24 protein-coding genes and 1 pseudogene are annotated in these 24013 nt (G+C 42.1%); 10 read left to right on the top strand and 15 right to left on the bottom strand.

The genetic code is table 11. From position 1 onward, the window contains the following. Positions 1-88: 88 nt before the first annotated feature. The 3 genes and pseudogenes from BJN41_RS03845 (at position 89) to BJN41_RS03840 (ending at position 2158) form a co-directional block, all read left to right on the top strand. The gene (locus BJN41_RS03845) at positions 89-460 is read left to right on the top strand and encodes a hypothetical protein (protein WP_070153440.1); all 372 of its coding nucleotides are present in this window, start codon (positions 89-91) and stop codon (positions 458-460) included. 177 nt (positions 461-637) lie between these two features. Further along, a pseudogene (locus BJN41_RS15300) lies at positions 638-747 on the top strand (pirin family protein); the annotation flags it as partial. Between the two features lie 181 nt (positions 748-928). Continuing rightward, positions 929-2158 carry an MFS transporter gene (locus tag BJN41_RS03840; protein ID WP_070153430.1) on the top strand — a complete coding sequence of 410 codons (1230 nt, stop codon included), beginning with the start codon at positions 929-931 and terminating at the stop codon, positions 2156-2158. 123 nt (positions 2159-2281) lie between these two features. Here the strand turns inward: BJN41_RS03840 and BJN41_RS03835 are convergent, their stop codons facing one another. The 4 genes from BJN41_RS03835 to BJN41_RS03820 form a co-directional block, all read right to left on the bottom strand. Continuing rightward, positions 2282-2578, bottom strand: coding sequence for a DUF3817 domain-containing protein (locus BJN41_RS03835; RefSeq protein WP_070153801.1), 297 nt, complete (start codon positions 2576-2578; stop codon positions 2282-2284). Between the two features lie 340 nt (positions 2579-2918). Then, positions 2919-3407 carry a superoxide dismutase [Cu-Zn] SodC gene (sodC, locus tag BJN41_RS03830; protein WP_249399394.1) on the bottom strand — a complete coding sequence of 163 codons (489 nt, stop codon included), beginning with the start codon at positions 3405-3407 and terminating at the stop codon, positions 2919-2921. A 217-nt stretch (positions 3408-3624) separates the two neighbouring features. Beyond that, positions 3625-4761 (bottom strand): AI-2E family transporter, encoded by a 1137-nt coding sequence (locus BJN41_RS03825; RefSeq protein ID WP_070153426.1) that lies wholly within the window; start codon positions 4759-4761, stop codon positions 3625-3627. A 108-nt stretch (positions 4762-4869) separates the two neighbouring features. Then, positions 4870-5514: a ParA family protein gene (locus tag BJN41_RS03820; protein ID WP_019836190.1), complete on the bottom strand. Its 645-nt coding sequence runs from the start codon at positions 5512-5514 to the stop codon at positions 4870-4872. A gap of 115 nt (positions 5515-5629) precedes the next feature. Between BJN41_RS03820 and BJN41_RS03815 the strand changes: the two genes are divergently transcribed. Continuing rightward, the gene (locus BJN41_RS03815) at positions 5630-6103 is read left to right on the top strand and encodes a Holliday junction resolvase-like protein (protein ID WP_070153422.1); all 474 of its coding nucleotides are present in this window, start codon (positions 5630-5632) and stop codon (positions 6101-6103) included. A gap of 68 nt (positions 6104-6171) precedes the next feature. Here BJN41_RS03815 and BJN41_RS03810 read toward each other — a convergent pair whose 3' ends face one another. Then, positions 6172-6807, bottom strand: coding sequence for a class I SAM-dependent methyltransferase (locus BJN41_RS03810; protein WP_070153419.1), 636 nt, complete (start codon positions 6805-6807; stop codon positions 6172-6174). A 209-nt stretch (positions 6808-7016) separates the two neighbouring features. Between BJN41_RS03810 and BJN41_RS03805 the strand changes: the two genes are divergently transcribed. Further along, the gene (locus BJN41_RS03805; RefSeq protein ID WP_141730366.1) at positions 7017-7544 is read left to right on the top strand and encodes a hypothetical protein; all 528 of its coding nucleotides are present in this window, start codon (positions 7017-7019) and stop codon (positions 7542-7544) included. A gap of 169 nt (positions 7545-7713) precedes the next feature. On the opposite strand, the gene BJN41_RS03800 is transcribed toward BJN41_RS03805, so the two are convergent. Continuing rightward, a complete protein-coding gene (locus BJN41_RS03800) occupies positions 7714-8046 on the bottom strand; it encodes a HopJ type III effector protein (RefSeq protein ID WP_070153414.1) in 333 nt (110 codons plus the stop codon). A gap of 182 nt (positions 8047-8228) precedes the next feature. Between BJN41_RS03800 and crcB the strand changes: the two genes are divergently transcribed. After that, positions 8229-8606: a fluoride efflux transporter CrcB gene (gene crcB / locus BJN41_RS03795; RefSeq protein WP_070153411.1), complete on the top strand. Its 378-nt coding sequence runs from the start codon at positions 8229-8231 to the stop codon at positions 8604-8606. 195 nt (positions 8607-8801) lie between these two features. Here the strand turns inward: crcB and BJN41_RS03790 are convergent, their stop codons facing one another. The 4 genes from BJN41_RS03790 to BJN41_RS03775 all read right to left on the bottom strand — a co-directional run bounded on the left by BJN41_RS03790 (position 8802) and on the right by BJN41_RS03775 (position 12488). Continuing rightward, complete coding sequence (locus BJN41_RS03790; protein ID WP_019836896.1) at positions 8802-9056, bottom strand: type B 50S ribosomal protein L31; 255 nt, start codon at positions 9054-9056, stop codon at positions 8802-8804. 123 nt (positions 9057-9179) lie between these two features. Next, complete coding sequence (locus BJN41_RS03785) at positions 9180-10478, bottom strand: ABC1 kinase family protein (protein ID WP_070153408.1); 1299 nt, start codon at positions 10476-10478, stop codon at positions 9180-9182. 145 nt (positions 10479-10623) lie between these two features. Then, positions 10624-11988, bottom strand: a complete 1365-nt coding sequence (locus BJN41_RS03780) for an MATE family efflux transporter (protein ID WP_070153405.1) — start codon at positions 11986-11988, stop codon at positions 10624-10626. A 38-nt stretch (positions 11989-12026) separates the two neighbouring features. Then, positions 12027-12488: a DMT family transporter gene (locus BJN41_RS03775; protein WP_070153402.1), complete on the bottom strand. Its 462-nt coding sequence runs from the start codon at positions 12486-12488 to the stop codon at positions 12027-12029. A 122-nt stretch (positions 12489-12610) separates the two neighbouring features. Here BJN41_RS03775 and hemW point away from each other — a divergent pair, with 122 nt between their 5' ends. Then, positions 12611-13765, top strand: coding sequence for a radical SAM family heme chaperone HemW (hemW, locus tag BJN41_RS03770; RefSeq protein ID WP_074964448.1), 1155 nt, complete (start codon positions 12611-12613; stop codon positions 13763-13765). A gap of 129 nt (positions 13766-13894) precedes the next feature. On the opposite strand, the gene BJN41_RS03765 is transcribed toward hemW, so the two are convergent. The 4 genes from BJN41_RS03765 to hemF all read right to left on the bottom strand — a co-directional run bounded on the left by BJN41_RS03765 (position 13895) and on the right by hemF (position 18490). Next, positions 13895-15718 (bottom strand): acyl-CoA dehydrogenase C-terminal domain-containing protein, encoded by a 1824-nt coding sequence (locus tag BJN41_RS03765; protein WP_070153398.1) that lies wholly within the window; start codon positions 15716-15718, stop codon positions 13895-13897. A 416-nt stretch (positions 15719-16134) separates the two neighbouring features. Further along, complete coding sequence (gene aroE, locus BJN41_RS03760; protein WP_070153396.1) at positions 16135-16923, bottom strand: shikimate dehydrogenase; 789 nt, start codon at positions 16921-16923, stop codon at positions 16135-16137. Positions 16924-17019: 96 nt separating this feature from the next. After that, a complete protein-coding gene (locus BJN41_RS03755) occupies positions 17020-17226 on the bottom strand; it encodes a hypothetical protein (protein ID WP_004974627.1) in 207 nt (68 codons plus the stop codon). 319 nt (positions 17227-17545) lie between these two features. Next, positions 17546-18490 carry an oxygen-dependent coproporphyrinogen oxidase gene (hemF, locus tag BJN41_RS03750; RefSeq protein WP_070153393.1) on the bottom strand — a complete coding sequence of 315 codons (945 nt, stop codon included), beginning with the start codon at positions 18488-18490 and terminating at the stop codon, positions 17546-17548. A gap of 231 nt (positions 18491-18721) precedes the next feature. Between hemF and hemN the strand changes: the two genes are divergently transcribed. Then, positions 18722-20095: an oxygen-independent coproporphyrinogen III oxidase gene (hemN, locus tag BJN41_RS03745; RefSeq protein WP_070153390.1), complete on the top strand. Its 1374-nt coding sequence runs from the start codon at positions 18722-18724 to the stop codon at positions 20093-20095. Between the two features lie 44 nt (positions 20096-20139). Here hemN and ribA read toward each other — a convergent pair whose 3' ends face one another. Then, complete coding sequence (gene ribA, locus BJN41_RS03740) at positions 20140-20742, bottom strand: GTP cyclohydrolase II (protein WP_070153388.1); 603 nt, start codon at positions 20740-20742, stop codon at positions 20140-20142. Positions 20743-21050: 308 nt separating this feature from the next. Here ribA and dxs point away from each other — a divergent pair, with 308 nt between their 5' ends. Both dxs and BJN41_RS03730 read left to right on the top strand, forming a co-directional pair. After that, a complete protein-coding gene (gene dxs, locus BJN41_RS03735) occupies positions 21051-22961 on the top strand; it encodes a 1-deoxy-D-xylulose-5-phosphate synthase (RefSeq protein ID WP_070153385.1) in 1911 nt (636 codons plus the stop codon). 103 nt (positions 22962-23064) lie between these two features. After that, the gene (locus BJN41_RS03730; RefSeq protein ID WP_070153382.1) at positions 23065-23895 is read left to right on the top strand and encodes an inositol monophosphatase family protein; all 831 of its coding nucleotides are present in this window, start codon (positions 23065-23067) and stop codon (positions 23893-23895) included. Positions 23896-24013: the final 118 nt, after the last annotated feature.

Below are 24013 nucleotides of genomic sequence, written 5' to 3'. Positions count from 1 at the left end.
CGTTTTAATTTTACATTTCTATGCTAGCGTTTTTGCGCTAACAGGGCATCATGGAAGCATAATTAATAATCAATATTTTGGAGGGGTTATGTTGCGTTTAATCACGGTTTCGGCATTGGGTGTTGCGTTGTTGTCAGGTTGTGCGACCACGCAAAACATTATTTCACAAGTAACGCCTGCAGAAACACCATTGGCGCAGGTACTCAAACAACGTCCAGATTTGCGTAAAGAACTGGCTACCGTAGAGATTCGTCAATACTTTAACCGTGTCGAAGCACCAACTGCGGCTGAAGTGAAAATTACCGAAACAGGCTTAATGGATGATTCGGTGCGCTCAATTCGTAGCATTTATCACTTTAAAAATATAAATGGACAATGGCAGCAGGGCGATGTGCAAACCGATTACTTATGCGCACGGGGTAAAAATACCAAGACTTTCCAAAGTAAAAAATGTCCTTAAATTGCTGTAGAGCTTAGATAAACCTTGTATCTAAGGCCAGATGTTTGAACTGTAAAATGAATTTGAACGTTGGGATAAAAAATGTAACACAGCGCCTGTGGATAATACTCTTCTTATCCACAGCTTTTATTTAGGATGACTTCATTCTAGTCAAAAATGTGTGAGCCTAGCATATCCATCAAAACGCTAGCATTTCTACACTGTAATGATCGCCTCATTGCCGTGGGTAGTTTTATCCTGTACTTTCGGTATTTTCATATTATCAATTGGGCAATACGGTATCGCCTTAACCCGCTGAAGGAGGTGATGCCTAACTTGGTCTGATGTCACATCAAGTGCCGCAATTTATTTAACGGACTTAAAAAATGCGCCATAAATTTGCCATTCAACTCTGTTAAACTGCAGCTCAATTTTCTATTTTTATGGGCTAAACGCGGCTGAGTTGCATCGTTTTGTCCTTTATAACTCATGCCACAGCAGCAAAAAAATACCATTCAACGTGCCACACTCATGTTTCCCTTGGCTTTGGTCTTGTTTGAGTTCGCGGTTTATATTGGCAATGACTTGGTTCAACCCGCAATGTTGGCCATCACACAAGATTTTGGTGTCAGTAGTGCATGGGCAGCTTCTTCCATGTCATTTTATTTGTTGGGTGGTGCTTGTGTGGCGTGGTTATTGGGGCCACTCTCTGACCGTTTGGGACGCAAAAAAGTATTATTGGGCGGCGTGGCATTTTTTACCCTAACCTGTTTATTGATCTTATTGACTCAGAATATTGAAAGCTTCCTTGTTCTTCGTTTTTTTCAAGGTTTTGGTTTGTCAGTCATTAGTGCAGTTGGTTATGCGGCTATTCAGGAAAACTTTGCAGAACGTGATGCAATTAAAGTCATGGCACTCATGGCGAACGTGTCTTTACTTGCTCCCTTGCTCGGTCCAGTCTTAGGTGCATTTATGATTGAGCATGTTTCTTGGCATTGGGGTTTTATCGGCATAGCGCTGTTGGCATTTTTGAGTTGGTTTGGACTGAAAGCCAAAATGCCTGAAAATCAGCAGCGTATTTCCAAACCTCCATTTCGAGATGTATGGGATGATTTTAAGCAAGTTTTTCAAAATACCAGATTCTTAGGTTTTACATTGGCACTGCCCTTATTGAGCATGCCTTTAATGTTGTGGATTGCGTTATCTCCCGTGATGCTGGTGGACGAGTTGGGCTTTAGTAGTCTGCAATATGGTTTGGCGCAGTTTCCTGTTTTGGGTGGTTTGATTTTAGGCAATCTGGTACTGATGAAAGTCATAGACCGTTTACCTTTAGGAAAAACAGTCTTGATTGGTTTACCTTTAATGTTGTTGGGTAGTGTGCTGATCGTATTGGGGGCAATTTGGCAAAGCTATTTTGTTTGGTGTTTGGTGATTGGTATGAGCTTGATCAGTTTTGGTGAGGGAATGAGCTTCTCAGTCTTATACCGTTTCGCCTTAATGTCATCGGAAGTGTCTAAAGGTACTGTTGCTGCTAGTGTTTCAATGCTATTGATGCTGTGCTTTTTTATTGTGATTGAACTGGTACGTGTTTTATATATGCGGTTTGATATTTGGGCGTATAGTTTGGCTTGTTTGGTGCTGATAACGCTCTGGTTTAGTTTGCCACGCATGATGCTTAAACAGGTGATGCAGGAGCGAGTTGCTGCAGGGCAGTTTTAAGGGTTTAAATTTTTTAGCTGCATCATAAAAAAAGGTGATGTGGCATCACCTTTCAAACATTTGATTTATAAATTAAATTTGAGAAAATGTGTGGTGTGAAGAAAGCTGAAAAGGACTTGCAGATTAAGCTTGTACTGGTTGTTCCATCTTTTTCAATTTAGCATCAAAAACAAATGGGCCAAAAGGTAAAATTGAAGCAATTAAGCCCAAAATAAACATTTTAAGAGACCATTTTTGTTTTTCACAAACCACAAAAAGCACCACTAAAAATGCGATAAACAATACGCCGTGTCCCATACCTACATATTTCACTAAAATTGGGTTATCGAACATATATTTCATGGGCATAGCAATAAATAACAACAATAAGAATGAAATACCTTCTAGGAACCCAACCAAACGTAATGTTTTAATGTTCATGCCCAAATCTTTTTCATGTCGATAAAACAGCAGTGTAGCGCAAATAGTGACAATCGCAAAGACGAGCTGTTGCGAGCTCTGCACATTGATGAACTAGATACGATGGCTGCAAAATTGAGCTAATTTTGTGCAAGTTAGTAGCAAGTTATTCAAAAACGAGTAAGTGTGGTTATGAAATACGACCGATATAAAGCAAGAAGAGCTGCATTGAGTGTCGTTTGAGAATAATCCTCAAAAAGATAAATTTTACTTTTTGCGGATAAGTCGAAAGGCATGTGTATAACCCTCAACTTATCCACAATTGGTTATAAATGTATTATTGAAAATGCATCATGCTCGCTTAAATAATCCCACAGGCAATTCGCTCACCGCCGCCGCCCAATGGTTTTGGATGGTCGGCATAGTTATCACCGCCTGCATGAATCATCAAGGCCAATCCTTCAACTTGTGCCAATGTTAAACGGGGTGCAATCACGGTCACTTTGGCTGTTCCGTCGTTTGCAACACTTAAAGCCGGTAAGTCCCCTAAATGTCCTGTCAGCGGTGTACCATGATTCGGGATATTTTTGGGATTAAAATGTCCGCCCGCTGCCAAAGCAGCAACCATTTTTCCATCTTTTTCTGCTGCTGCACATGAACCTTTTTCATGGATATGAAAACCTCGTTCCCCTGCAGGGAGTTGTTGGAGTTGGGTGTGAATGACTAAGCCTGCTGCACTGTCACGCAGTTCAACCGTACCTAATTCCTTGCCAATCCCTTGTGCTGAAACAGCATGCATTTTTAAGATTTTAGATTTTTGTTGTGTGGTCGCGGTGGTGCTGCAACCCATGAGTACTAGGCCACTAAAAGCAGCAAGACTGGCAAATTTGAGTATTGAGCGCATAAAAGACATCCTATTTGTTGTGCATAATATTTAGGGATGTCTTGATTGAAGCAAAGTTAGCTCCGTTACAATACAACGTATGCGTAGTAGTATGTATGTACTGTGTTGAGCTGATTTATTCAGATCAACACAGCCATGTGAGCAATATGATCAGTAAAACAGCTTAATCAAGCTTTGAATTGGATGATGAATCGTCTTCAGGGAGATCATGCGCAAGGGTAGCTTTGGGCATCATTAATCCTTCATTGTTGTTTTCATGCAACCACTCACGCCAAATAGCGAGTAAGACTGCCAAAATCACAGGGCCAATAAATAGACCAATCAGACCAAAACTGGCAATTCCACCTAAAACTCCAAACATGATCAACAGGAATGGAATTTGAGTGGCACCCGAAATCACCAAAGGACGAATCACGTTATCAGCAGTGCTGACCACACACACGCCCCACGCCATCACACCAATGGCTTCCATGGTATGCCCTTGGCTAAATAACCACAGCGACACCGAACCATAAGCTAAAGGTGGGCCAAACGGAATCAGCGCAAATAAGAAAGTCACAATGGTTAGCACCATCGGATTAGGTACCCCAGCGACAAAATAACTTACGCCTGCGAGTAAAGCCTGCGCAATTGCAGTGAGTCCAACGCCATAAACCACAGCACGTGTGGTTTCAGAAATAGTATCTAAATAGTGATGAATACGTGGCCCAATCACCATTTCTAGCGCTTTGCTGACTTGATGCAAAATGGTGTGACCATCGCGGTAGAAAAAGAATAATGACAGCAGGGCAAAACCCAGTTTGATCAGGTTTTTGCTAACTTCATTAATCACCACTTTGCCGTAATTTAAATGCCCTTGAATCCATAAGGAAATGGATTGCACAATGCTGTTCGGGTCGTGATTAATTTCTTTAAGGGTACGCGTTACTTCTTTACCAATAATGGGTAAATTGCGAATGAAATCAGGGACATTTAAGTGCCCAGAAAAGACCTGTTTTTGTAATTCGTAATATAAATTACGACCTTCATGTTGCAGAATAAAAATGGCAAAGGTGAGTGGAATTCCCACCACCAAAGTAATCAATAGCATCATTAGGGCTGCACTGAGCGTAGGTCGCTGACCACATAGACGCAGCACAGATTGATACAGTGGCCAACTCATGTAGGCAATAATCGCTGCCCAAACAACAGGAACAATGAAGTATTTGAGGATGTGAAAACTCAAAAAAATCAGGACAAAAAACAGTCCAAACAATAAAATTTTTTGTAATGTTGGCGCGTATTGTTGCACTGAATTCACTGAAACATTCCTAAGGTCATCTGCCATATTAACTGAAAAAAAAGCTCCCGAAAACGAGAGCTTGGTAAGTTCTGGTGAATAAATTCTAAATGGTGGTGACTGTATGCATTAAAACCATTGGCTAGGGTCATCTACAATGGTGTTTAATACAGGTTGCCATTGGTTTTGCATCTGTAAATAAGTTTTTTGGGTTTTATCAAAAATACTGAGACCCTGCATGGCCAATTGTCCGTAAGCGGCACGTTCTGAAATCCAAGCCACAGGTTGTTGTTCAATTTTCTGGAAAAAGTCCTGAATATCTTTAGAGCTGGCAGAGTTGGGTTTAACACGGTTGGCCAACAATAAAATTTGTACCTTGCCTTTGCGAATGCGCTTAATATCTTGTAAATGCTTTAAAAAGCGACGGGTGGAGTCAATGTCAAAAAATGAAGGTTGTAGTGGCGTGATAATGGCATGTGCTTCACTGATCAATTGCTCGGCATGCTCACCCGATAACGCACCAGGTGCATCAATAATTAAATATTCAATGTTTTTGGGTGCATCGCCAATCGACTTTTCATGACGCCAATCTAAACTTTGAATTGGAGCGGCTGTTTCTGGTCGTTGTTTTAACCATTGCAGTGCAGATTTTTGGTTGTCGGCATCCGCCAAAGCAACTTTATAGCCTTTTTGTGCAAGCGCAGATGCTAAACTAATAGCCGTAATGGTTTTTCCACAGCCACCTTTTTGGTTGGCAATTAATATAGTTTTCATGACCCTCGAATCGATTTTAATCTGCTCATCCCTAGCATATCATTGTTTTGTGCTCGGAATATGACAGTTGACAAAAGTCGTATCGAGTTCTGCAAAAAAGGTTTAGGAAGGTTTTATGTCAATCTGGATGGCAATGCTGATGGGTGCCTGTATCGGCGTGGTGCTGACCACCTTAATATTAAGTAATAGCCGCAATGGACGGATTAAAGCCGAGTACGAACAATATATTGCAGAAATTGAACTGGCGCATCAGCAGGCGTTATTGCAGGCACAAAAGCGCAGTGTGAATACCAGTCGTGCGGTGCTGAAAGGCAAAATGGCAGAGCAATTGGCACCGATTATGCCCGAGTTTCAGTATTTACCGAGTGATGCAAAATTTTTAGGTGATCCTGTTGATTATATCGTATTCGATGGCTATACCGATTATCGTGATGKCGATGGGCGTGCCGAAGATATTGCCATTGTCTTGATTGATATTAAAAGTGGCGGCGCACGTTTGACTAAAGGTCAGCAAGCAATTGCGCAGGCCATTCAGCAGGGCAGACTGCGTTTTGAAACCATTCGGATTGATTTTGAGGACTGTGATTGAAGTTGCTGCTGCGTACAGCAACTTTAATCATCTTTATTTTATGTGCTGAAATGATCGGGAATATTTTCTCACGCTGTTGCATAAGGTTTATGTACTCGCGCCAATAACATGCGCTGTGCAAGTCTGGGGATACCTGCAGTATCAACATATTGGACTTCACCCAATTCAAAACCTGTTTCCAGTAGGGTATTTTCAATGTCACGGTTTAAGTGACAGCCATCTGCAACTTTTTTTTGAAGAGGCGTGAGCAGATGTTGTAAACGCTGAACATTCAAATTTTGTCGATTTAAAACGTGTTCTACGAGGTGCAAAGTACCGCCTGGTTGCAAGACGCGATAAATCTCTCGTAGGCTTTGTTCTAGGTCTGGAATACTGCACAAGGTCCACGTGGACACCACATGATGCAATTGATCATTTGCAAAAGGCAGTTGTTCTGCACTTGCGGTAATGTGCTCAACCACGAACGGTGCGGCATCAATTCGTTGCTGCGCCAATTGGAAAATTGCTGCATTGGGTTCTAAGGCATACACGGTATCTACACTTTGATAAAAAGGTAAATTTAAACCTGTGCCAAAGCCAATTTCCAAAACCTCACCCGCTACGTCCAATAAAAGCTCACGACGTAAATCCATTAAGGATGGGGTTTGCATGACCTGATTCATCAAGTGCGGAAAAATATGTTTTTGATAAAATTTATAGAGCATGTGCGGATCTGATTATGGATTTTATGACCCTAAGCTTAGCTGAAATTACAGGTTTTTGGTCATGCCAGATTAAGCGAATGAATGCATTTTGTTACCAATTTCAACTATTGTATTCATGATCTGTGATTAAGATAAATATAGATAGATGAATTTGTTAGGTAGATTTTAAGATGAACACACATATTTCGCTAAAACTCACGGCATTGTTAATGACTCTGGCTTCGCCATGTTCTGTCTATGCCTCAGTCGAGCGTAATATTGCCAAAGGTCTGCCTCCTGTATTGAAAAGTCAGTCGATTGAAGTGTTGCAACCCTTTAAAGGTGACTTTCGGATTTTGGGTTCAAAAGTCTATCAAGATGATGCCCAAGCCAAATTTTCTCCGATTGATTATGCGGTAAGTTGGGGCTTGTTTGCTGAGCCTGAAATTGCCCGTCATATCACAGTCAATCAATATGACCGCTATTTAAACTGGAAAATAGACCGTTTACCTGTGCCTGCTGAACAAGCCATGCAAATGGTATCTAATATGCACATCATTCCTGCTAACCCAAAAATTGCCAAAGACATTCAAAAAGTAAAACGTGGTGATTTGGTGCGTTTAAAAGGTGAGTTGGTCGAAGTGAAAGATCACGACTTGGTTTGGACGTCCTCTCTTACACCAACCGATACGGGTGATGGTGCTTGCGAAGTGTTTCGCGTTAGCTCGATTCAGTGGATTGAAAAAGTCAAAAGCTGAGTGTGATGTTTTAAGTTTGGAGTTTTGAATTGCAGATACTTGCCGAAACAGTATCTCATGCACGGTAAATAGCTTGAGTATTGCTCCACGTGAAACATACACATCCCTAATAAAAAACCGCATGATTAGGTTTAACTTTCATGCGGTTTTTGCTTAGTTAAAATTGCTTTTATTTGGCGCTGAGGGCTGGATTTTCAAACTGAACGCCATCCCAACCGTGCTGCATAAACTGGCGGATATTCTGATGATCAGTCCCTTCAGGTGTTGCAAGTACCGAAGCATAATGTTCTGCAAATAGGCTGAGGGTCTGCACCTGATTTAAGCCATTGAGTTTCGCAAATGAAAAGATCTTGGCACTGCCTTGATTTTCATTGGCAGCGTTGAGCTGTTGCCCATTTTTAAAAGCAGTTGGCGTGTGGTTGTAATGTGCTTCAATAAATGTAAGCACATCGGAAAAGTTTGCAGTGCCTGCTTCAAGTTGTGTCAATAATTCCTGAGCCATCCTGTTCTCCATTGCGCTTAAAAATAATATGCAGACTAGCGCAATTTTTATAGCAAAGTCTATGTGTTTTTTTAGTGTAAAATGGCATTTAAAATCATGATTCTTGTATAGTGTGACCAAGCTTTAATTGTGCGGTGATGGTTCATTCATTCCACTTTTTTTTCATTAGGATTCAAAACACAATGAATTGGCTTTTGGTGGCAATGGGCGGTGCAATTGGCGCAATTTTACGCTATGCCGCCAGCCTATATTTATTTAAATCTACCCAGCATTTTCCGTGGGCCACATGGACAGTGAATTTACTCGGATGTTTTTTAGCGGGTGTATTTTTTGCATATAGTCAAAAATATCCCGCATTACAGCAGGAAGCGCGTTTATTACTGATGGTGGGTGTTTTAGGTGGCTTTACCACTTTTTCTAGTTTTGGTTTGGAAACTTGGCAACTACTCAGACATGGACAGCAGGGGATGGCGTTTAGTTATGCGCTTTCTAGTGTGGTTTTAGGCGTGATGTTTCTAGGGTTGGGTTTTTATGTAATTCAACAGTTTTTAAAACATTAAATTAGGGTCTGTACCCGATTAATCGTTATGTAGAAGAAAATTACAAATAAAAAAGAAGCCCAAGCTGGAGGAGAGTGCTTGGGCTTTGAAGATAGAGGATATCCCATCGTTTCGATGAGCAATCTTGCTATTTTTAAAATATAAAACAAAAAGCTTAACTGAATATGAAGTGTTTGTGAGATTTTGCAATAAAACTCAAGCTTTGCGTTTGAAACGTGCAAAGCGTTTGTTGAAGCTCGCAACACGTCCTTCATTACTAGTTTGACGTTGCTCGCCTGTGTAGAACGGATGCGATGCGCTTGAAATATCCAAAGTCACATAAGGATAAACTTTGCCCTCGTACTCTTTGGTTTGGCTGCTTTGTAAGGTGCTGCCAATCACAAAATAGGCATTGGCGTTGGTGTCGTGGAATAAAACTTCACGATATTCAGGGTGGATATTCGGACGCATGAGATTTCTCCAAACTAAGTGTGCAATTTGAGAAATGTTATAACATAACAATTGATTTAGCAAATAAAACCCAAACAGATTGAGTTTTATTTTCAGCATCCTTTGCTTCGTCCAAAGCTGAGTCTAAGCTCGTGGTGGAACCAGTTCTTCAAAAATATCATTTAAATTATCATGTACTTTTAAATGAATTAAATTCCAATAATGTCCTGAAACGGTACGATTCACCATTAATGTATCGGGAGAAGGCTTAAACACATCCCAATATTTCAGTGAAATTTTGACCAACTCAACACCATCATGATGCGCAGAATTTTCAGCAAAATCATAATGTGTGGTGAGTGGACGCATCAGCACTTCTAACCATTGCAAATATAAATCTTCAGGGAATTTGCCCAATGCAGAAATGGCCTGTAGTGCGTCTAAATGCTGTTCAATTGCGGCAATATCTTGCGCACGTGCAGCATGAATCAGTTGTCTAAAATGATGAACTACATCATTCGACAAAGTTTTGACGCCGCCGTAATCATAAATCACCACAGAACCATCTTGGCGAAACGCAAAGTTGCCCGGATGCGGATCGCAATGAAAGCGTTTTAAATAAAAGATTTCTTGGCCCATGGCACGCAATAAACGTCGTCCCAAAGTATTACGGATACCCTGTGGCCATGTGCTTGCCGTTTCAATACTTTCACCTTGCTCTAGGCTCAATGTGAGGATATGCCGTGATGAATAGTCTTTAAACACTTGCGGGATAATAATTTTATCATCCAAAGCCGCATGAAACGTACGCGCTACTTCTAGGTTTTGTGCCTCAATCTGGTAATTCAGCTCATTGTCTAAACTTTCCTGAATTTCCTGAAATAGACGGTCTTGTAATTTACGGTCTATTTTAAGTACACCCATTAAACGCAGTGCCAAACGGACTTGTTTCAGGTCACTTTCGCAGGCTTCATCGACCCCAGGATATTGCACTTTGACCACCACTTGCTCGCCATTGGGTAAAATGGCTTTATGCACTTGCCCAATAGATGCGGCTGCAAACGGAGTTTCATCAAAGTGTTTAAAAATTTTGTCGAGCGGTTTACCGAGTTCTTTTTCAACTTGTGCCTTAATTTCAGCAAAAGGCATGGCAGGTGCTTGGCGCTGTAATTTACTGATGGCTTTTGCAACTTCAGGCGGAAAAATATCTTTATATTGCGAGGCAATTTGCCCGACTTTCATCACCGCACCTTTCATTTCGCCTAAGGTATCAGCAATTTGGATGCCAATATCTTGAAACAATTGGCTGCGAGCCGCATTTTTTTGTTCTTCATCTGCGGTGATGTTTTTTAACGAGTTCGTTACCGTTTTGGTTGCAATACTTGCTGTCATGCTCGCAAGTTTCATAAAGCGACGACCGGGTGTGCGCGCCGTTTTTGCCATGCGATGTTCCTCAAGATCATCTTTACTATCTTTTGATCATAAGTGTTCGTGAGCAAAATGCCTACTTTTAATTGTTAAAGTATTTTTTGATCACAAGACTCCCATGCAAAAACGTCTTTCAGCATGCGGGTGAGTAGGCTGAGGTTTATGCTGAAAACTGGCGTTCTAGTCGCTGATTATTGAAATATAAACGAGTCAGAAGTAACACGCAGGCAATGCTTAAACCGACAATCAGTCCGACCCAAACCCCTGCAGCGCCCATACTGCTGTAACGGGTTAAATACACACCAATGGGAAAGGCTACAACCCAATAAGCGAGCATGGTAATCCACATTGGGCCTTGCGTGTCTTGCATGCCACGCAAACAACCCGCTGCGCTGATTTGCCAGGCATCCATGAGTTGATAGGCAATCRCAAATATTAATAAAGACATCGTCACTTGCGTCACTTGCGGGTCACGAGTGTAAATTGAAATGATTTCAGGACGGAAAAACCACATCAGTGCCATGGTGGAAAAGGCAAATACAGTTGCAGTTACAAAGCCCAAGCCTTGTACTTTACGCATGGCATGAATATTTTGTTCGCCATAATAGGTGCCAATACGAATGGTCAGAGCAATTGCTAAAGACATGGGAATCATAAATAACTGAGATGTGACCGACATGGCAATTTGATGGGCTGCCAGTTTGGTTTCTCCCAAAGGGCTAATCACAATAGCGGCAGTACTAAAAATACTCACTTCAAAGAAAATGGCTAAACCAATTGGCAGTCCTAACAGCAAAATACGTTTAATCCAGACCGCATCAATCGCTTCCCATTGGCTAAAAATCTGTGTGCTTTGATAGGCGCGACTTTTAAAAATATAAAATGCCAAAGTTATAAACATTAACCATTGCAAAATCGCGGTGGCAAAACCACAACCCGCACTGCCCAGTTCAGGCAGAGGCCCCCAACCATACATAAACATAAAGTTCAGTGGAACCAATAAAGCCAATGCCAACAGACTAATCAAAGTCACAGGGCGTGGATAGCCCAGTGCTTCTGAATAACCGCGCAAAGCGGCATACATAGTCACGGCAGGCATCCCAAAACCGATGGCATGTAAAAATAAGCCTGCTTTGGGCTGTAAATTTTCAGGCACACCAAATATCGGCAATAGTGCAGGCATGAGCTGTAAAATCAGTCCTGCAATCACGCCTAAAATAAATGCAATCCATAAAGATTGACGGGCGAAGGTGGCAATTTTTTTTGGGGTACGTGCGCCTTTGGCTTCTGCGACTAGGGGTGTGGTGGCAATCATAATGCCACTGAACAGCAGCATAATGGGCATCCATAAACCAACCCCAACAGCAATAGCAGCTAAGTCTGTGGCAGACATGTGACCTGCCATAATGGTATCAATTAGACCTAAACCTGCTTGCGCAAATTGTGTGACCAAAATTGGAATCATCAGTTGAAAAAGCTGTTTTAATTCAAAACGGGTCGTGGTCACAGAATGTATATTTGACACAAAAAATCTCAATGCCTGAGGTGCTTAGCGTTTGGGTATTAGCGTTGTAAAGTGAGAAGCACACCAATAAAAATCACCACGCTACCTAAAAGACGTTGCCAGTTGATAGCAACTTTCTCAGTGCCCAGGAACCCAAAATGATCAATCAGCATTGAGGTGACCATTTGTCCAAAAATAATCACCCCAGACAAAGTAAGCAAACTTAGTTTTGGAGCACTATAAATACTCATGCTGATGGCATAAACCCCTAAACATCCGCCAATCCATAAATACCAAGGAATGTTGAGCAAGGTGCTGAGGTTGGGTTTCTCGACTTGTTGAAAAAATACCAGTATGGCTAAAACTATTGTACCAACCAAAAAAGAGAAAAGGGCAGCTTGTAGCGGAGAATATAAATATTCACGTAATTGGCTGTTGATTGCAGTTTGAAATGCCATTGCAATCCCGATGCCCATCGCCAGTGGCAAAATTAAGAGTAATTGGCTGGATATCTTCATCATTTTCACATTTTTTCTTATTCAATACACCCTAGTCTAAAGCAAATTCTAGGCAATACATCGGTGTCTTGCTGTAGTCATGTTAAAATCTGTATCACTGTTTTGATTTTGCATTGAGCCTGTCTTTGAACCCACTTCATCCCATTGATATTCCTTTATCTTTATATATTCACATGCCGTGGTGCGTGCGTAAGTGTCCGTATTGTGATTTTAATTCACATGCTGTGCCTGAAGGTAAATTGAGTTTAGATTTAGAGCAAGAATATCTACAGGCTTTGCTGGAAGATTTTAAAACCCAGACCCAGTTTGCGCAGGGTCGAAAAATCCACAGTGTCTTTATTGGCGGTGGTACACCTTCGCTGATTTCAGCACAGGGTTATCAATGGTTATTTACACAACTGAAAGCCGTGCTGGCTTTTGAAGATGACTGCGAAATTACGTTAGAAGCCAATCCAGGTACAGTGGAGCATGATCCCTTTGCAGATTATTTGGCTGCAGGCATTAACCGTTTGTCGATTGGCGTGCAGAGTTTTAATACTGAGCATTTAAAAAAATTAGGGCGTATTCATTCTAATGATGATGCGATTGCCGCAATTGGCTTGGCGCGTGAAGCGGGCTTTCAGCGAATTAATGTCGATTTAATGCATGGCTTGCCTGAACAGACTTTGCAGCAAGCACTGCAGGATTTAAAACTGGCAGTGGAACATGGTGCAACGCATATTTCATGGTATCAATTGACCATTGAGCCTAATACCGTATTTTTCCGCACTCAGCCAATTTTACCTGTAGATGATGTCTTGGAAGAAATTCAAGCGCAGGGTGAAGCCTATTTAACTGCGCAAGGTTTTGTGAATTATGAAGTGTCTGCATGGCGTAAAGAGTTGCCGTCTGCACATAATTTAAATTATTGGCAGTTTGGCGATTATTTGGCGATTGGTGCGGGGGCACATGGTAAAGTGACTTTGCCTGATGGTGTGTATCGCTTCCAAAAAACCCGTTTGCCGAAAGATTACTTAGCCAAAGTACCTGCGGAAAACTTGCAGTTTAAAGCAATTACAGAAGATGAGTTGCCATTTGAATTTATGATGAATGCACTGCGCCTGAATGATGGGGTTGAGGCAAACTTGTATGCTGCCCGTACAGGTTTAAATTTGGAAGATTTGCAGGATATTTTAAATACATTGCGTCAGCGGCAATTGTTGCAGGATGATCCGAAGCGATTGGCATGTACCGCGCAAGGGCATGTGTTTTTAAATTCGGTGTTGGAAGCATTTTTGTGATGCTTTGGGATTAGTCAAAATGGCAGCTGTGAATGATGATTCCAAAAAGATTTTGTAGATGGAAGTTTACAATTCAAAACCAAAAGAGCGCATTACGCGCTCTTTTGGTTTACATTTGCTTAGAATATTTTAGTAATCAAAACTAAAATGTTCTGGTGCTAATGCAGTCATGGTTTTAGATGGGTTGATCATGGCTTCTGCATGACCTTGGGTACGTGGCAATAAACGCTCAAAGTAGAAATCTGCAACTTTGATTTTGGCTTTATAGAACTCAGGTGTTTCCTGACCATTGCCTTCTGCCAATTTGGTCGAAGCCACAGCCGCTTGTTGCGCCCAGAAATAAGCCATCATGACATAACCAGAGAACATCAAGAAATCTACAGAAGCACTGGATACGATGTCACGGTCTTTACGAGCTGCCAACATAATGCGCACGGTTAATGCGTTCCATTGAGCACATAGCTTGGTTAAGTCCCATGCAAAACGACGCATGTATTTGTTACGTGCGTGTTGACCACAGAATTTCAAAATTTCAGCGGTGTAGTCACGAATCACTTTACCCTTAGAGCTTAATAACACTTTACGACCAATCAAGTCGAGCGCCTGAACGCCAGTTGTACCTTCATAGAGGGTAGAAATACGTGAATCACGTACAATTTGCTCCATGCCCCATTCTTTAATATAGCCATGACCGCCGTACACTTGCATGCCGTGGTTGGCAGCTTCATAACCCAACTCAGTCAAGAAGCCTTTTAAGATTGGAGTATAGAAACCTAAATGGTCATCATGTGCTTCAAAAGCAGCAGTATCACCACGCATTAAAGCGTCGTTCATTTTGTCAGCCAGTTGTGCAGCATGATAAATCATGGCACGACCACCTTCTGCTACGGCTTTTTGCGTTAATAGCATACGACGCACATCGGCATGGTGAATAATGGCATCGGCTACTTTTTCAGGGTCTTTTTTACCTGAAAGGGCACGCATCGACATGCGTTCTTTGGCATACGGCAATGCACCTTGGAACGCCAATTCTGCATGGCAAATCCCCTGAATTGCCGTACCAATACGTGCAGTATTCATAAAGGTAAACATGGCATGTAAGCCTTTGTTTGGTTCACCAATCAAATAACCAACGGCATTGTCAAAGTTTAACACCGCAGTTGCTGAGGCTCGGATCCCCATTTTGTGTTCAATAGAACCACAGGTTACAGGATTGCGTTCACCCACCGTACCTTCTACGGTTGGCAGGAATTTCGGTACGATAAATAATGAAATACCTTTCGTACCTTCCGGTGCTTCTGGAAGACGTGCTAACACAATATGAATGATGTTTTCAGTCAGGTCATGCTCGCCTGCAGAAATAAAGATTTTGGTGCCTGAAATCGCATAGGTGCCATCGGCTTGCGGTTCTGCTTTGGTTTTTACCTGACCTAAGTCGGTGCCGCACTGTGGTTCAGTTAAACACATGGTGCCTGACCAAGTACCTGCAACCAAGTGTGGTAAATAGGTATCTTTTTGCGCGTCTGTACCAAATTGCATAATGGTATTGATACAACCTATGCTTAAACCCGGATACATTTGGAATGACCAGTTTGCAGTACCCATCATTTCAGATTTAATAAGGTTCAGCGACATTGGCAAGTTTTGACCGCCGTATTGCTCAGGATAAGACAGACCTTGCCAACCACTTTGCACAAATTGATCATAAGCTTCTTTAAAGCCTTTAGGTGTGGTCACATTGCCATTTTCAAAATGACAGCCTTCTTCATCGCCTGATTGATTAAGAGGAGAAAGTACATTTTCACAGAAATCTGCTGCACCTTCCAAAATCATATCGACTGTATCTGCGTCCGCAAGTTCACCGTTAGAAAGATTTTTGTAGTGGGTTGGGTAATCAAGCACTTCGTTCATTAAGAAACGAATATCGTGTAATGGGGCTTTATACGCTGGCATAGTCTTAATCCTAATTTAGAAATAGTTTTGGATTATCTGTATCGATATGTTGATTATTCACACTCATGATTAAAAAACATTGATAAGAATAGCGAATAAAAATGTCAGAAATGCGAATAAATTTTTTAGACAAGGATTAGTTTAGTTTTATCGTGAATCGTGAAGAATAACAAGGTATAAATCTTTGATTTATTTTTATCGTGTTGATTAATAATGCAAATATAAATATTAATACTTTGGTATATTGTGTTTTATAAGCTGCAATTTATATGGTTTTAAGGCGATATACGGTTGTCAATTAACCCAATTTTATGCGAAAAGATCATTTAATTTGCACAGGAAGTTTCAAATACTTTGAGCTAAGGAGCAGAAATCATGCCCCTTTGTGCCGAAAGTCATGGAGGTCGCATAAAACTTTAGAGGAAATCTTTCAGGTCAGGTTTTACGCCATTCCAGATATAAAAAGACTCAATTGCCTGTCCAACCAGCATGCCAAAACCTTCTGAGGTCGGTACGCCACGCGCTTTGGCTTGCTGTAAAAAGCTTGAAGGTTTGCCATAAGCCATTTCATAAGCAAAATTAAATTGCAAACATTCAGGCAAGGTAAGCGCATCTCCCGTTAAACTAGCAGACGTCGCATTAATGACTAAATCAAAATGACCTGTTAAATCGGTGAGCGCCATGGCTCGTAATTCTGCTTGCGGTACAGCGGCTTGCAAGTCGGCAACTAGTTGTTCAGCACGGGCAAGGGTGCGGTTGGCAATCACAATTTTTTTTGCGCCTGCTTGTACCAACGGGTAAATTACGCCACGGGTTGCACCGCCAGCGCCAATAATCAAAATATCGCTATGATCTAAATTCCAGCCCAAAGCACGAATCGCATCAACCAAACCCTGACCATCGGTATTGTCGCCATGCAAAACACCATCTTGCATCCACAAGGTATTGACTGCCTTGGCAATTTGGGCTCGTTCGGTCAAAACGCCACATTCAGCAAATGCTTGTTCTTTAAAAGGCACGGTCACATTCATGCCTACGCCACCATGGCTAAAAAAGTCTGCAACGCTCTCGCTGAAGCCATCAAGCGGCGCAAGGCGTTTGCTGTATTGCAGATCTATGCCTGTTTTTTTTGCAAAGGCATAATGTAGTTCAGGAGAACGTGATTGTTCAATTGGGTTACCAATCACAGCAAATTGTTTGCGCATTTGCCTAAATCCATGTGCTGAAATGTGCATCAATATACGTCAAATTCAGATCGGACTAAAGCTTATGGGGGTATAAAAGGGTGGGAGTCTTTGGACTTAAGGATTACAAATTTCTAAAACAGTTTCTAAAACCAAAATAGTTGCAATTACGAACATGGCAATGCCCGCTAAAATGCTGCTGCTAATCGCTAAACCATCTGAAAGATGACTTTCAAAAATAAAGGTCATGCAGATTGAGCCAAGTAACATGGCAAAGGTTGCCCAAAATAGAAAGATTTTGTGTTTGAACAGCGGGCTAAACATGCGGATCTCCTGACATATGTGGCGCAGTGTGACATAAGGCTTTGACAGTTTGATGAATTTGCCTTTGACTCATGATTTGATGATGAATGGTTAAATCCTGTTTGTGCATGGTCAAATAGGGTGCGCGGTCACATCATTTATTAAAATCCATCCACACTATCATGACAGTTAATTCATGCTGTGCATATTTATTGATTTGAAAAGAAGCGATAAAGTTTGTAAGTAAAAAAGCGATTCGTGCAAGAATCGCTTTTTTTGAACATTGACTGTGATCTTATTTACACGGCACTGTATGCAGGGTTTGAACCAGTCGCGAGCTTTAACTCGTCTTGAGATTCAACCAATCGCGTGGTTTTAAGTAATAGTCAGTGAGTTTTTTTTCTGCAGAATCTTCTGCCCATTCAGGACGATACGACCATCCCGCCAAGTTCGGTAAGCTGACTAAAATGGATTCAATCCGTCCGCCTGTCTGCAAACCAAATAAAGTACCACGGTCATAGACCAGATTGTATTCCACATAACGTCCACGACGGTAAAGTTGGAATTGGCGTTGTGCTTCAGTATAGGCTTTGTCGCGATTACGCTCAAAAATAGGCAGAATTGCAGTCAAATAACCATTCCCAACCGCCTGAATATAGCTGAAACAGGTATCAAAGTCCCATTGATTCAGGTCATCAAAAAATAAACCACCCACGCCACGCTGTTCATCGCGGTGCTTCAAATAAAARTAGTCATCACACCATTGTTTATGTTCTGCATAGACGTGCTCGCCAAAAGGCGCACATAAGTCATGTGCCGTTTGGTGCCATGCCAACACATCTTCATCATTCGGATAAAATGGTGTTAGATCAAAACCACCACCAAACCACCAAATAGGCGGCTGTCCTTCAGGTTCTGCGACAAATAAACGCACATTGGCATGTGAAGTGGGTACATGCGGGTTTTTCGGATGAATCACCAATGACACACCCATCGCCTGCGCAGGTGCGCCTGCAATATTTGGATGACGTTCAGTTGCAGAAGCAGGCAGTTTGGAAATATTGATGTGCGAAAACATCACTCCGCCTTTTTCAATGACCGTACCGTTTTGTAAGACGCGGGAACGACCACCGCCACCTTCATGACGTTGCCAGTCATCAATTTCAAACTGTGCGCTTCCACCACCTGCCTGTTCTTGTTGTTCTAAAGCCGCACAAATTCGCGCCTGCAAATCGAGAAGAAATTCACGTACACGTTGAATATCCGCGTGAGTAGGGTGCGACATGGCCACCTCAGCATAAAAATAAAATGGCTTACATCAAAACATAAAACTGTCTAAAAATTAAGGGGTTTATCCAGTTTGCTGCAAATCGCTCATGCAATTGCGCAAGGTGCTTTGTATTTCAGCATGTATTCCGAGCAAAAGACTAGGTTGATTTCCATGCACAAGCTCAGCACAATAGTTTTTACAATCTAAATTTTAGTCAGCAGCAATTAACTGAATGGGGCAGAGTGGATGACACAGCAGGCAAATTCTTTAATTCAAAAATACAATGTGCCTGGACCACGTTATACCAGTTATCCAACCGTACCTTATTGGGATGATGCTACCTTTTCTGCCGAGGCGTGGCAGCAAACGCTGAAGCGTTCGTTTGATGAATCTAATGCCAGCGAAGGCATCAGTCTGTATATTCATTTGCCATTTTGCGAAAGCCTATGCACTTTTTGTGGCTGTCATAAACGCGTCACCAAACGCCATGAAGTCGAGCAACCGTACATTCAGGCGTTATCAAAAGAATGGGACTTATATTGTCAGTTGCTCGAAAGCACTCCCATCATTAAAGAAATTCATTTGGGCGGTGGCACACCAACTTTCTTTTCTGTCGAACATTTGACGCAGCTTATTCAAGGCATTTTGGCAAAAGCCAAAGTGGCAGAACAGCACGAATTTAGTTTTGAAGGACATCCGAATAACACCACCCGTGAACATTTACAGGCTTTATATGACTTGGGTTTTCGTCGGGTTAGTTATGGCGTGCAGGATTATAATGAAAAAGTGCAGCGCGCCATTCATCGGATTCAGCCTTTTGAACATGTGCAACGTGTGACCGAGTGGGCGCGTGAAATTGGCTATGATTCTATTTCACATGATCTGGTTTTTGGTTTGCCCTTTCAAAATCTGGAAGATGTACTGAATACCATTGAGCAGACCCAGCGTTTAATGCCAGACCGTTTGGCGTTTTACAGTTATGCGCATGTGCCATGGATTAAAGGCAATGGGCAGCGTGGCTTTAAAGATGAAGATGTGCCTAAAGATGAATTAAAACGTCAGTGCTATGAAGAAGGCAAACAGCGTCTTTTGGCCTATGGTTATCATGAAATTGGGATGGATCACTTTGCCTTAGAACGAGATGGTATGTATCAGTCGTTTAAAAATGGCACCTTGCATCGTAATTTTATGGGCTATACCGCATCTAAAACGCAGCTCATGATTGGCTTGGGTGTTTCATCTATTAGCGACAGTTGGTATAGCTTTGCGCAAAATGAAAAAAGCATTGAAGATTATTATGCGCGTTTAGCCTGCAATGAAATTCCTGTGTTTAAAGGGCATGTGCTGAATCGGGAAGATTTGGTAATACGTCAGCATATTTTAAATTTAATGTGCAGCTTTGAAACGTCGTGGGCCAGTCCAGAATTGGCATTTCCTGAAATTGAGCAAGTGTTGCAGCAGTTACAAGAAATGCAGGAAGATAAATTACTGCGCATTCAAGATCAGCACATTCAGATTTTGGAAAAAGGTAAACCTTTTGTGCGCAATATTTGCATGGCCTTTGATTTGCGTTTAAAACGCCGAATGCCGAATAACCGTATTTTTTCGATGACGATTTAAGTAAATTGCGTTGAAATTATTTAATTCATAAATTAAAAGGTGACTCAGAAGTCACCTTTATCATACATGTGTGCCATGCGTTCATGTTTAGTTTGCAAATATTCTTCATTAAACGGATTCAGACCCACAGTTAAAGGCACACGGTCTACCACCGTAATCCCTTGCTCCTGCAATGCTTGAATTTTCAAAGGGTTATTGGTAATTAAGCGTACAGCTTTAACCTGCAAATGATCTAGCATAATGCTACACATATCATAGCGACGTGCATCGGCAGGTAAATTCAGCATTAAATTGGCATCCACCGTGTCATGTCCTTGATCTTGCAGGGCATAAGCACGAATTTTATTGGTCAAACCAATTCCGCGACCTTCTTGGCGTAAATACAAAATCACACCTTGTCCTGCATCATTAATCAGGCGTTGAGTGGCTTGAAGCTGTGGGCCACAGTCGCATTTTAAAGACGCGAAAGCATCGCCAGTTAAACATTCTGAGTGAATTCGTACCAGAACAGGCTGGGTTGGCGCAATGTCCAAACCTTTAGATAATGCCACATGTTCTTCGCCAGTTTCAGGATCTTGAAATACCGTAATGTTGAATTCACCAAATGCGGTCGGTAATCGTGAGGTTGCGACAAACTTAATCGGCACTGTTTAACTCGTGAAATAGTCGATAAATTGTTTAAAGTATAGCGTAATGCCCAGACATTAGTAGAATAGCGAACACGAATTTATACAGAAGATTTTCTTTTTTGTATAAAGCGCACGATAATGGTTGATAAATAGTTAGATTATTCAGGATAATCTACCCACCCAACGTGTGCCCAACTGAAATCACTGCTCAAAACTACATCGCTAGAAATGTGGCTGATTGAAGGTAATACCATTCGGTTATATGATCGAGTAATTCCCATTGACCTCGCTTAGGATTTGCCAGGCTTTAGAAGGCTTTGCCACATATGCTGTATACAGAAATTCCAACTCAACGCCCTGTAACACCATTGCTCGATGCGATTGATCATCCGCAGCAATTACGTTTACTCGCGCAAAGCCAGCTTCCACAGGTGGCAGATGAGTTACGTCAATTCATTTTGTATGCCGCAGGTCAAAGTGGAGGACACTTTGGCGCAAACTTAGGCGTGATCGAACTGACCGTTGCGCTGCATTATTGCTTTAATACTCCACAAGACCGCTTAATTTGGGATGTCGGTCATCAGGCTTATCCGCATAAAGCCCTGACAGGACGCCGCGAGCAACTCACTACCATTCGTGCTAAAGATGGCTTGGCTGCATTTCCTGCACGTGAAGAATCTATTTTTGATACCTTTGGCGTTGGTCATTCCTCTACGGCTATTTCAGCAGGTTTGGGGATGGCTTTAGCGCGACGTTATCAGCAAAACCCATGTGAAGTTGTTGCTATTATTGGCGATGGCGCTATGACAGCAGGGATGGCTTTTGAAGCCATGAATGATGCTGTTGCGCATCAGGCAGATATGATGGTCGTGCTGAATGACAACGATATGTCAATTTCATGTAGCACAGGCGGCTTTGCCAAACATCTTGCAGCGATTTGGGAGCGTGGTGAGTCGGTTCATGTCAGTGAAACAGGTGAGGCTTACGTGCAGCCACATCCAAAGTGGACGTATAACTCGCGTTTGCACTGTGCCGCCACTGAAGCTGCAGACAACTTATTTAAAGCGATTGGGTTTGATTATTTCGGCCCTTTCGATGGACATGATGTTGAACAACTCACACACGTGTTTAATGCGCTGAAAAAACGTAAAGGTCCACGTTTAATTCACGTTTACACCAAAAAAGGCAAAGGCTTTGCGCCTGCAGAAGCCGATCAAATTAAATATCACGCCATTGGTAAAATTCATGCCAAAGCTGCGCCCGTTAGCGCGCCTAAATATTCGGATGTATTTGGGCAGTGGCTATGTGATCAGGCAGAACAAGATTCACGTTTATTGGCCATTACGCCAGCCATGTGCGAAGGTTCAGGCATGGTGCAATTTGCCAAACAATTCCCAGAACGCTATTTTGACGTTGCGATTGCCGAACAGCATGCCGTAACTTTGGCTGCGGGTATGGCCTGTGAAGGCTTAAAACCTGTGGTCGCAATTTATTCGACCTTCTTACAGCGTGGTTATGATCAACTCATTCATGATGTGGCTTTACAAAATCTAGATGTGACCTTTGGTATTGACCGTGCAGGTTTGGTCGGTGAAGACGGTCCAACCCATGCGGGGGCATACGATTATGCCTATATGCGTACCGTACCGAACATCGTCATTATGGCGCCAAAAGACGAAAATGAATGTCGTCAGATGCTGCATACAGCCTATTTGTACAACGGTCCTGCAGCGGTGCGTTACCCACGTGGTAATGGCTTAGGTGTTGAAATTCAACAACAAATGACCGCAATTCCATTAGGGCAGGCGGAAATTGTTTCACAGTTCAATACACAGTATGAAGACTATGTTTCTGTTTTAGCCTTTGGTAGTCGTGTACAAGCGGCTGTAGAAGCAGCTGAAGCCTTTGCCAAGCAGAATGAGGTGGCAGTACGTGTGGTGAACATGCGTTTTGTTAAGCCGCTAGATGAAAAACTACTGTCTGATATTGCTGAAAGTACTGCTTTATTCGTGACCGTAGAAGAACATGCGATTATGGGTGGCGCAGGCAGCGCAGTAAGTGAATACTTGGCGAAAGCACAGATTGTCAAGCCGATTATTCATTTAGGTTTAGAAGACAGCTTTATGCAACAAGCGACGCATGCTCAAATGTTGCAGCAAGCAGGTCTAGACGCCCAAGGCATTGAAAAATCGATGCAAAAAACTTGGCAGCACGTGCAGCAGTCTGTACTGAATTAAATTTAGCAACACTTCTTCCCCAAAAGCCTCAATATTTGTTAAAATGTTGGGGCTTTCATGCATTATTCTTTATCAATCTCTTCAAATTTGTAGTGGGTGTTCAATGGAACCTATGGTGGTGATGGCTGCGCGTGCGGCTCAAACAGTTGGTCAAGAGCTTTTAAAAGCGCATCAGAATCGTCATAAACTCGATCTACAAGTCGAAGAAAAAGGCATTGATGGTCCTGTAACGCGCGTAGATCGTTACCTCGAGCAATTGACCATTGATACTTTACGCAAAAGTTATAAAAATCATAGCTTCTTGGGCGAAGAATTTGGCATGCAGGAAGGTAAAGGTCACGATGCCGACTGGTGCTGGGTAATTGATCCTCTAGATGGCACTTTAAACTTTGTTCACGGTTTCCCTCATTTTTGTATTTCGATTGCAGTGCAACACAAAGGTGTGACACAGCACGGTGTTATTTACGATCCTGTGAAAGATGAATTGTTCTCTGCGAGCCGTGGCCGTGGTGCGATGATGAATCAACGTCGTATTCGTGTAAATGTAAAAGACAGTTTAGACAACACTTTCTTGGCAGTGGGTCATGCTTATCGTGCCAAGCGTGATGGCGAAATTGTTTCTTATGCCAAAAASCATTTTGAAAGTTTATTGAATGTGACAGAAGCAGGCGCGCAATACCGCCGCGCAGGTTCTGCTGCTTTAGACTTGGCTTATGTGGCTGCAGGCCGTTTAGATGGTTATTTTGAACTTGGCTTAAAACCGTGGGATATTGCTGCTGGTGAGCTGATTGTGAAAGAAGCGGGCGGTACAGTAGTCGATGCACGTGGTGGTAGCGACTCTATGGAAAATGGTCAAGTTTTGGCATGTTCAATGAAAATGTTAAAACCACTTATGAAAGCCGTTGTTCCTGCTTGGGGTGACGCAGCTAAATAATCAGATCACACGATCTACGCCGTCGTAAAAATGAGTAAAGCTCTCTATCTTGAGGGCTTTTCTTTTATCAACTGGTCTAAAATAGCTAATTTAAGATCTATTTTGATTGTGGGTATGC

The sequence above is a fragment of the Acinetobacter towneri genome (assembly GCF_001758345.1).
In the GTDB taxonomy this organism is placed as follows: domain Bacteria; phylum Pseudomonadota; class Gammaproteobacteria; order Pseudomonadales; family Moraxellaceae; genus Acinetobacter; species Acinetobacter towneri_A.
Note: the sequence above shows the minus strand (reverse complement) of the source record. Positions and strands in the feature narration are given on the sequence as shown.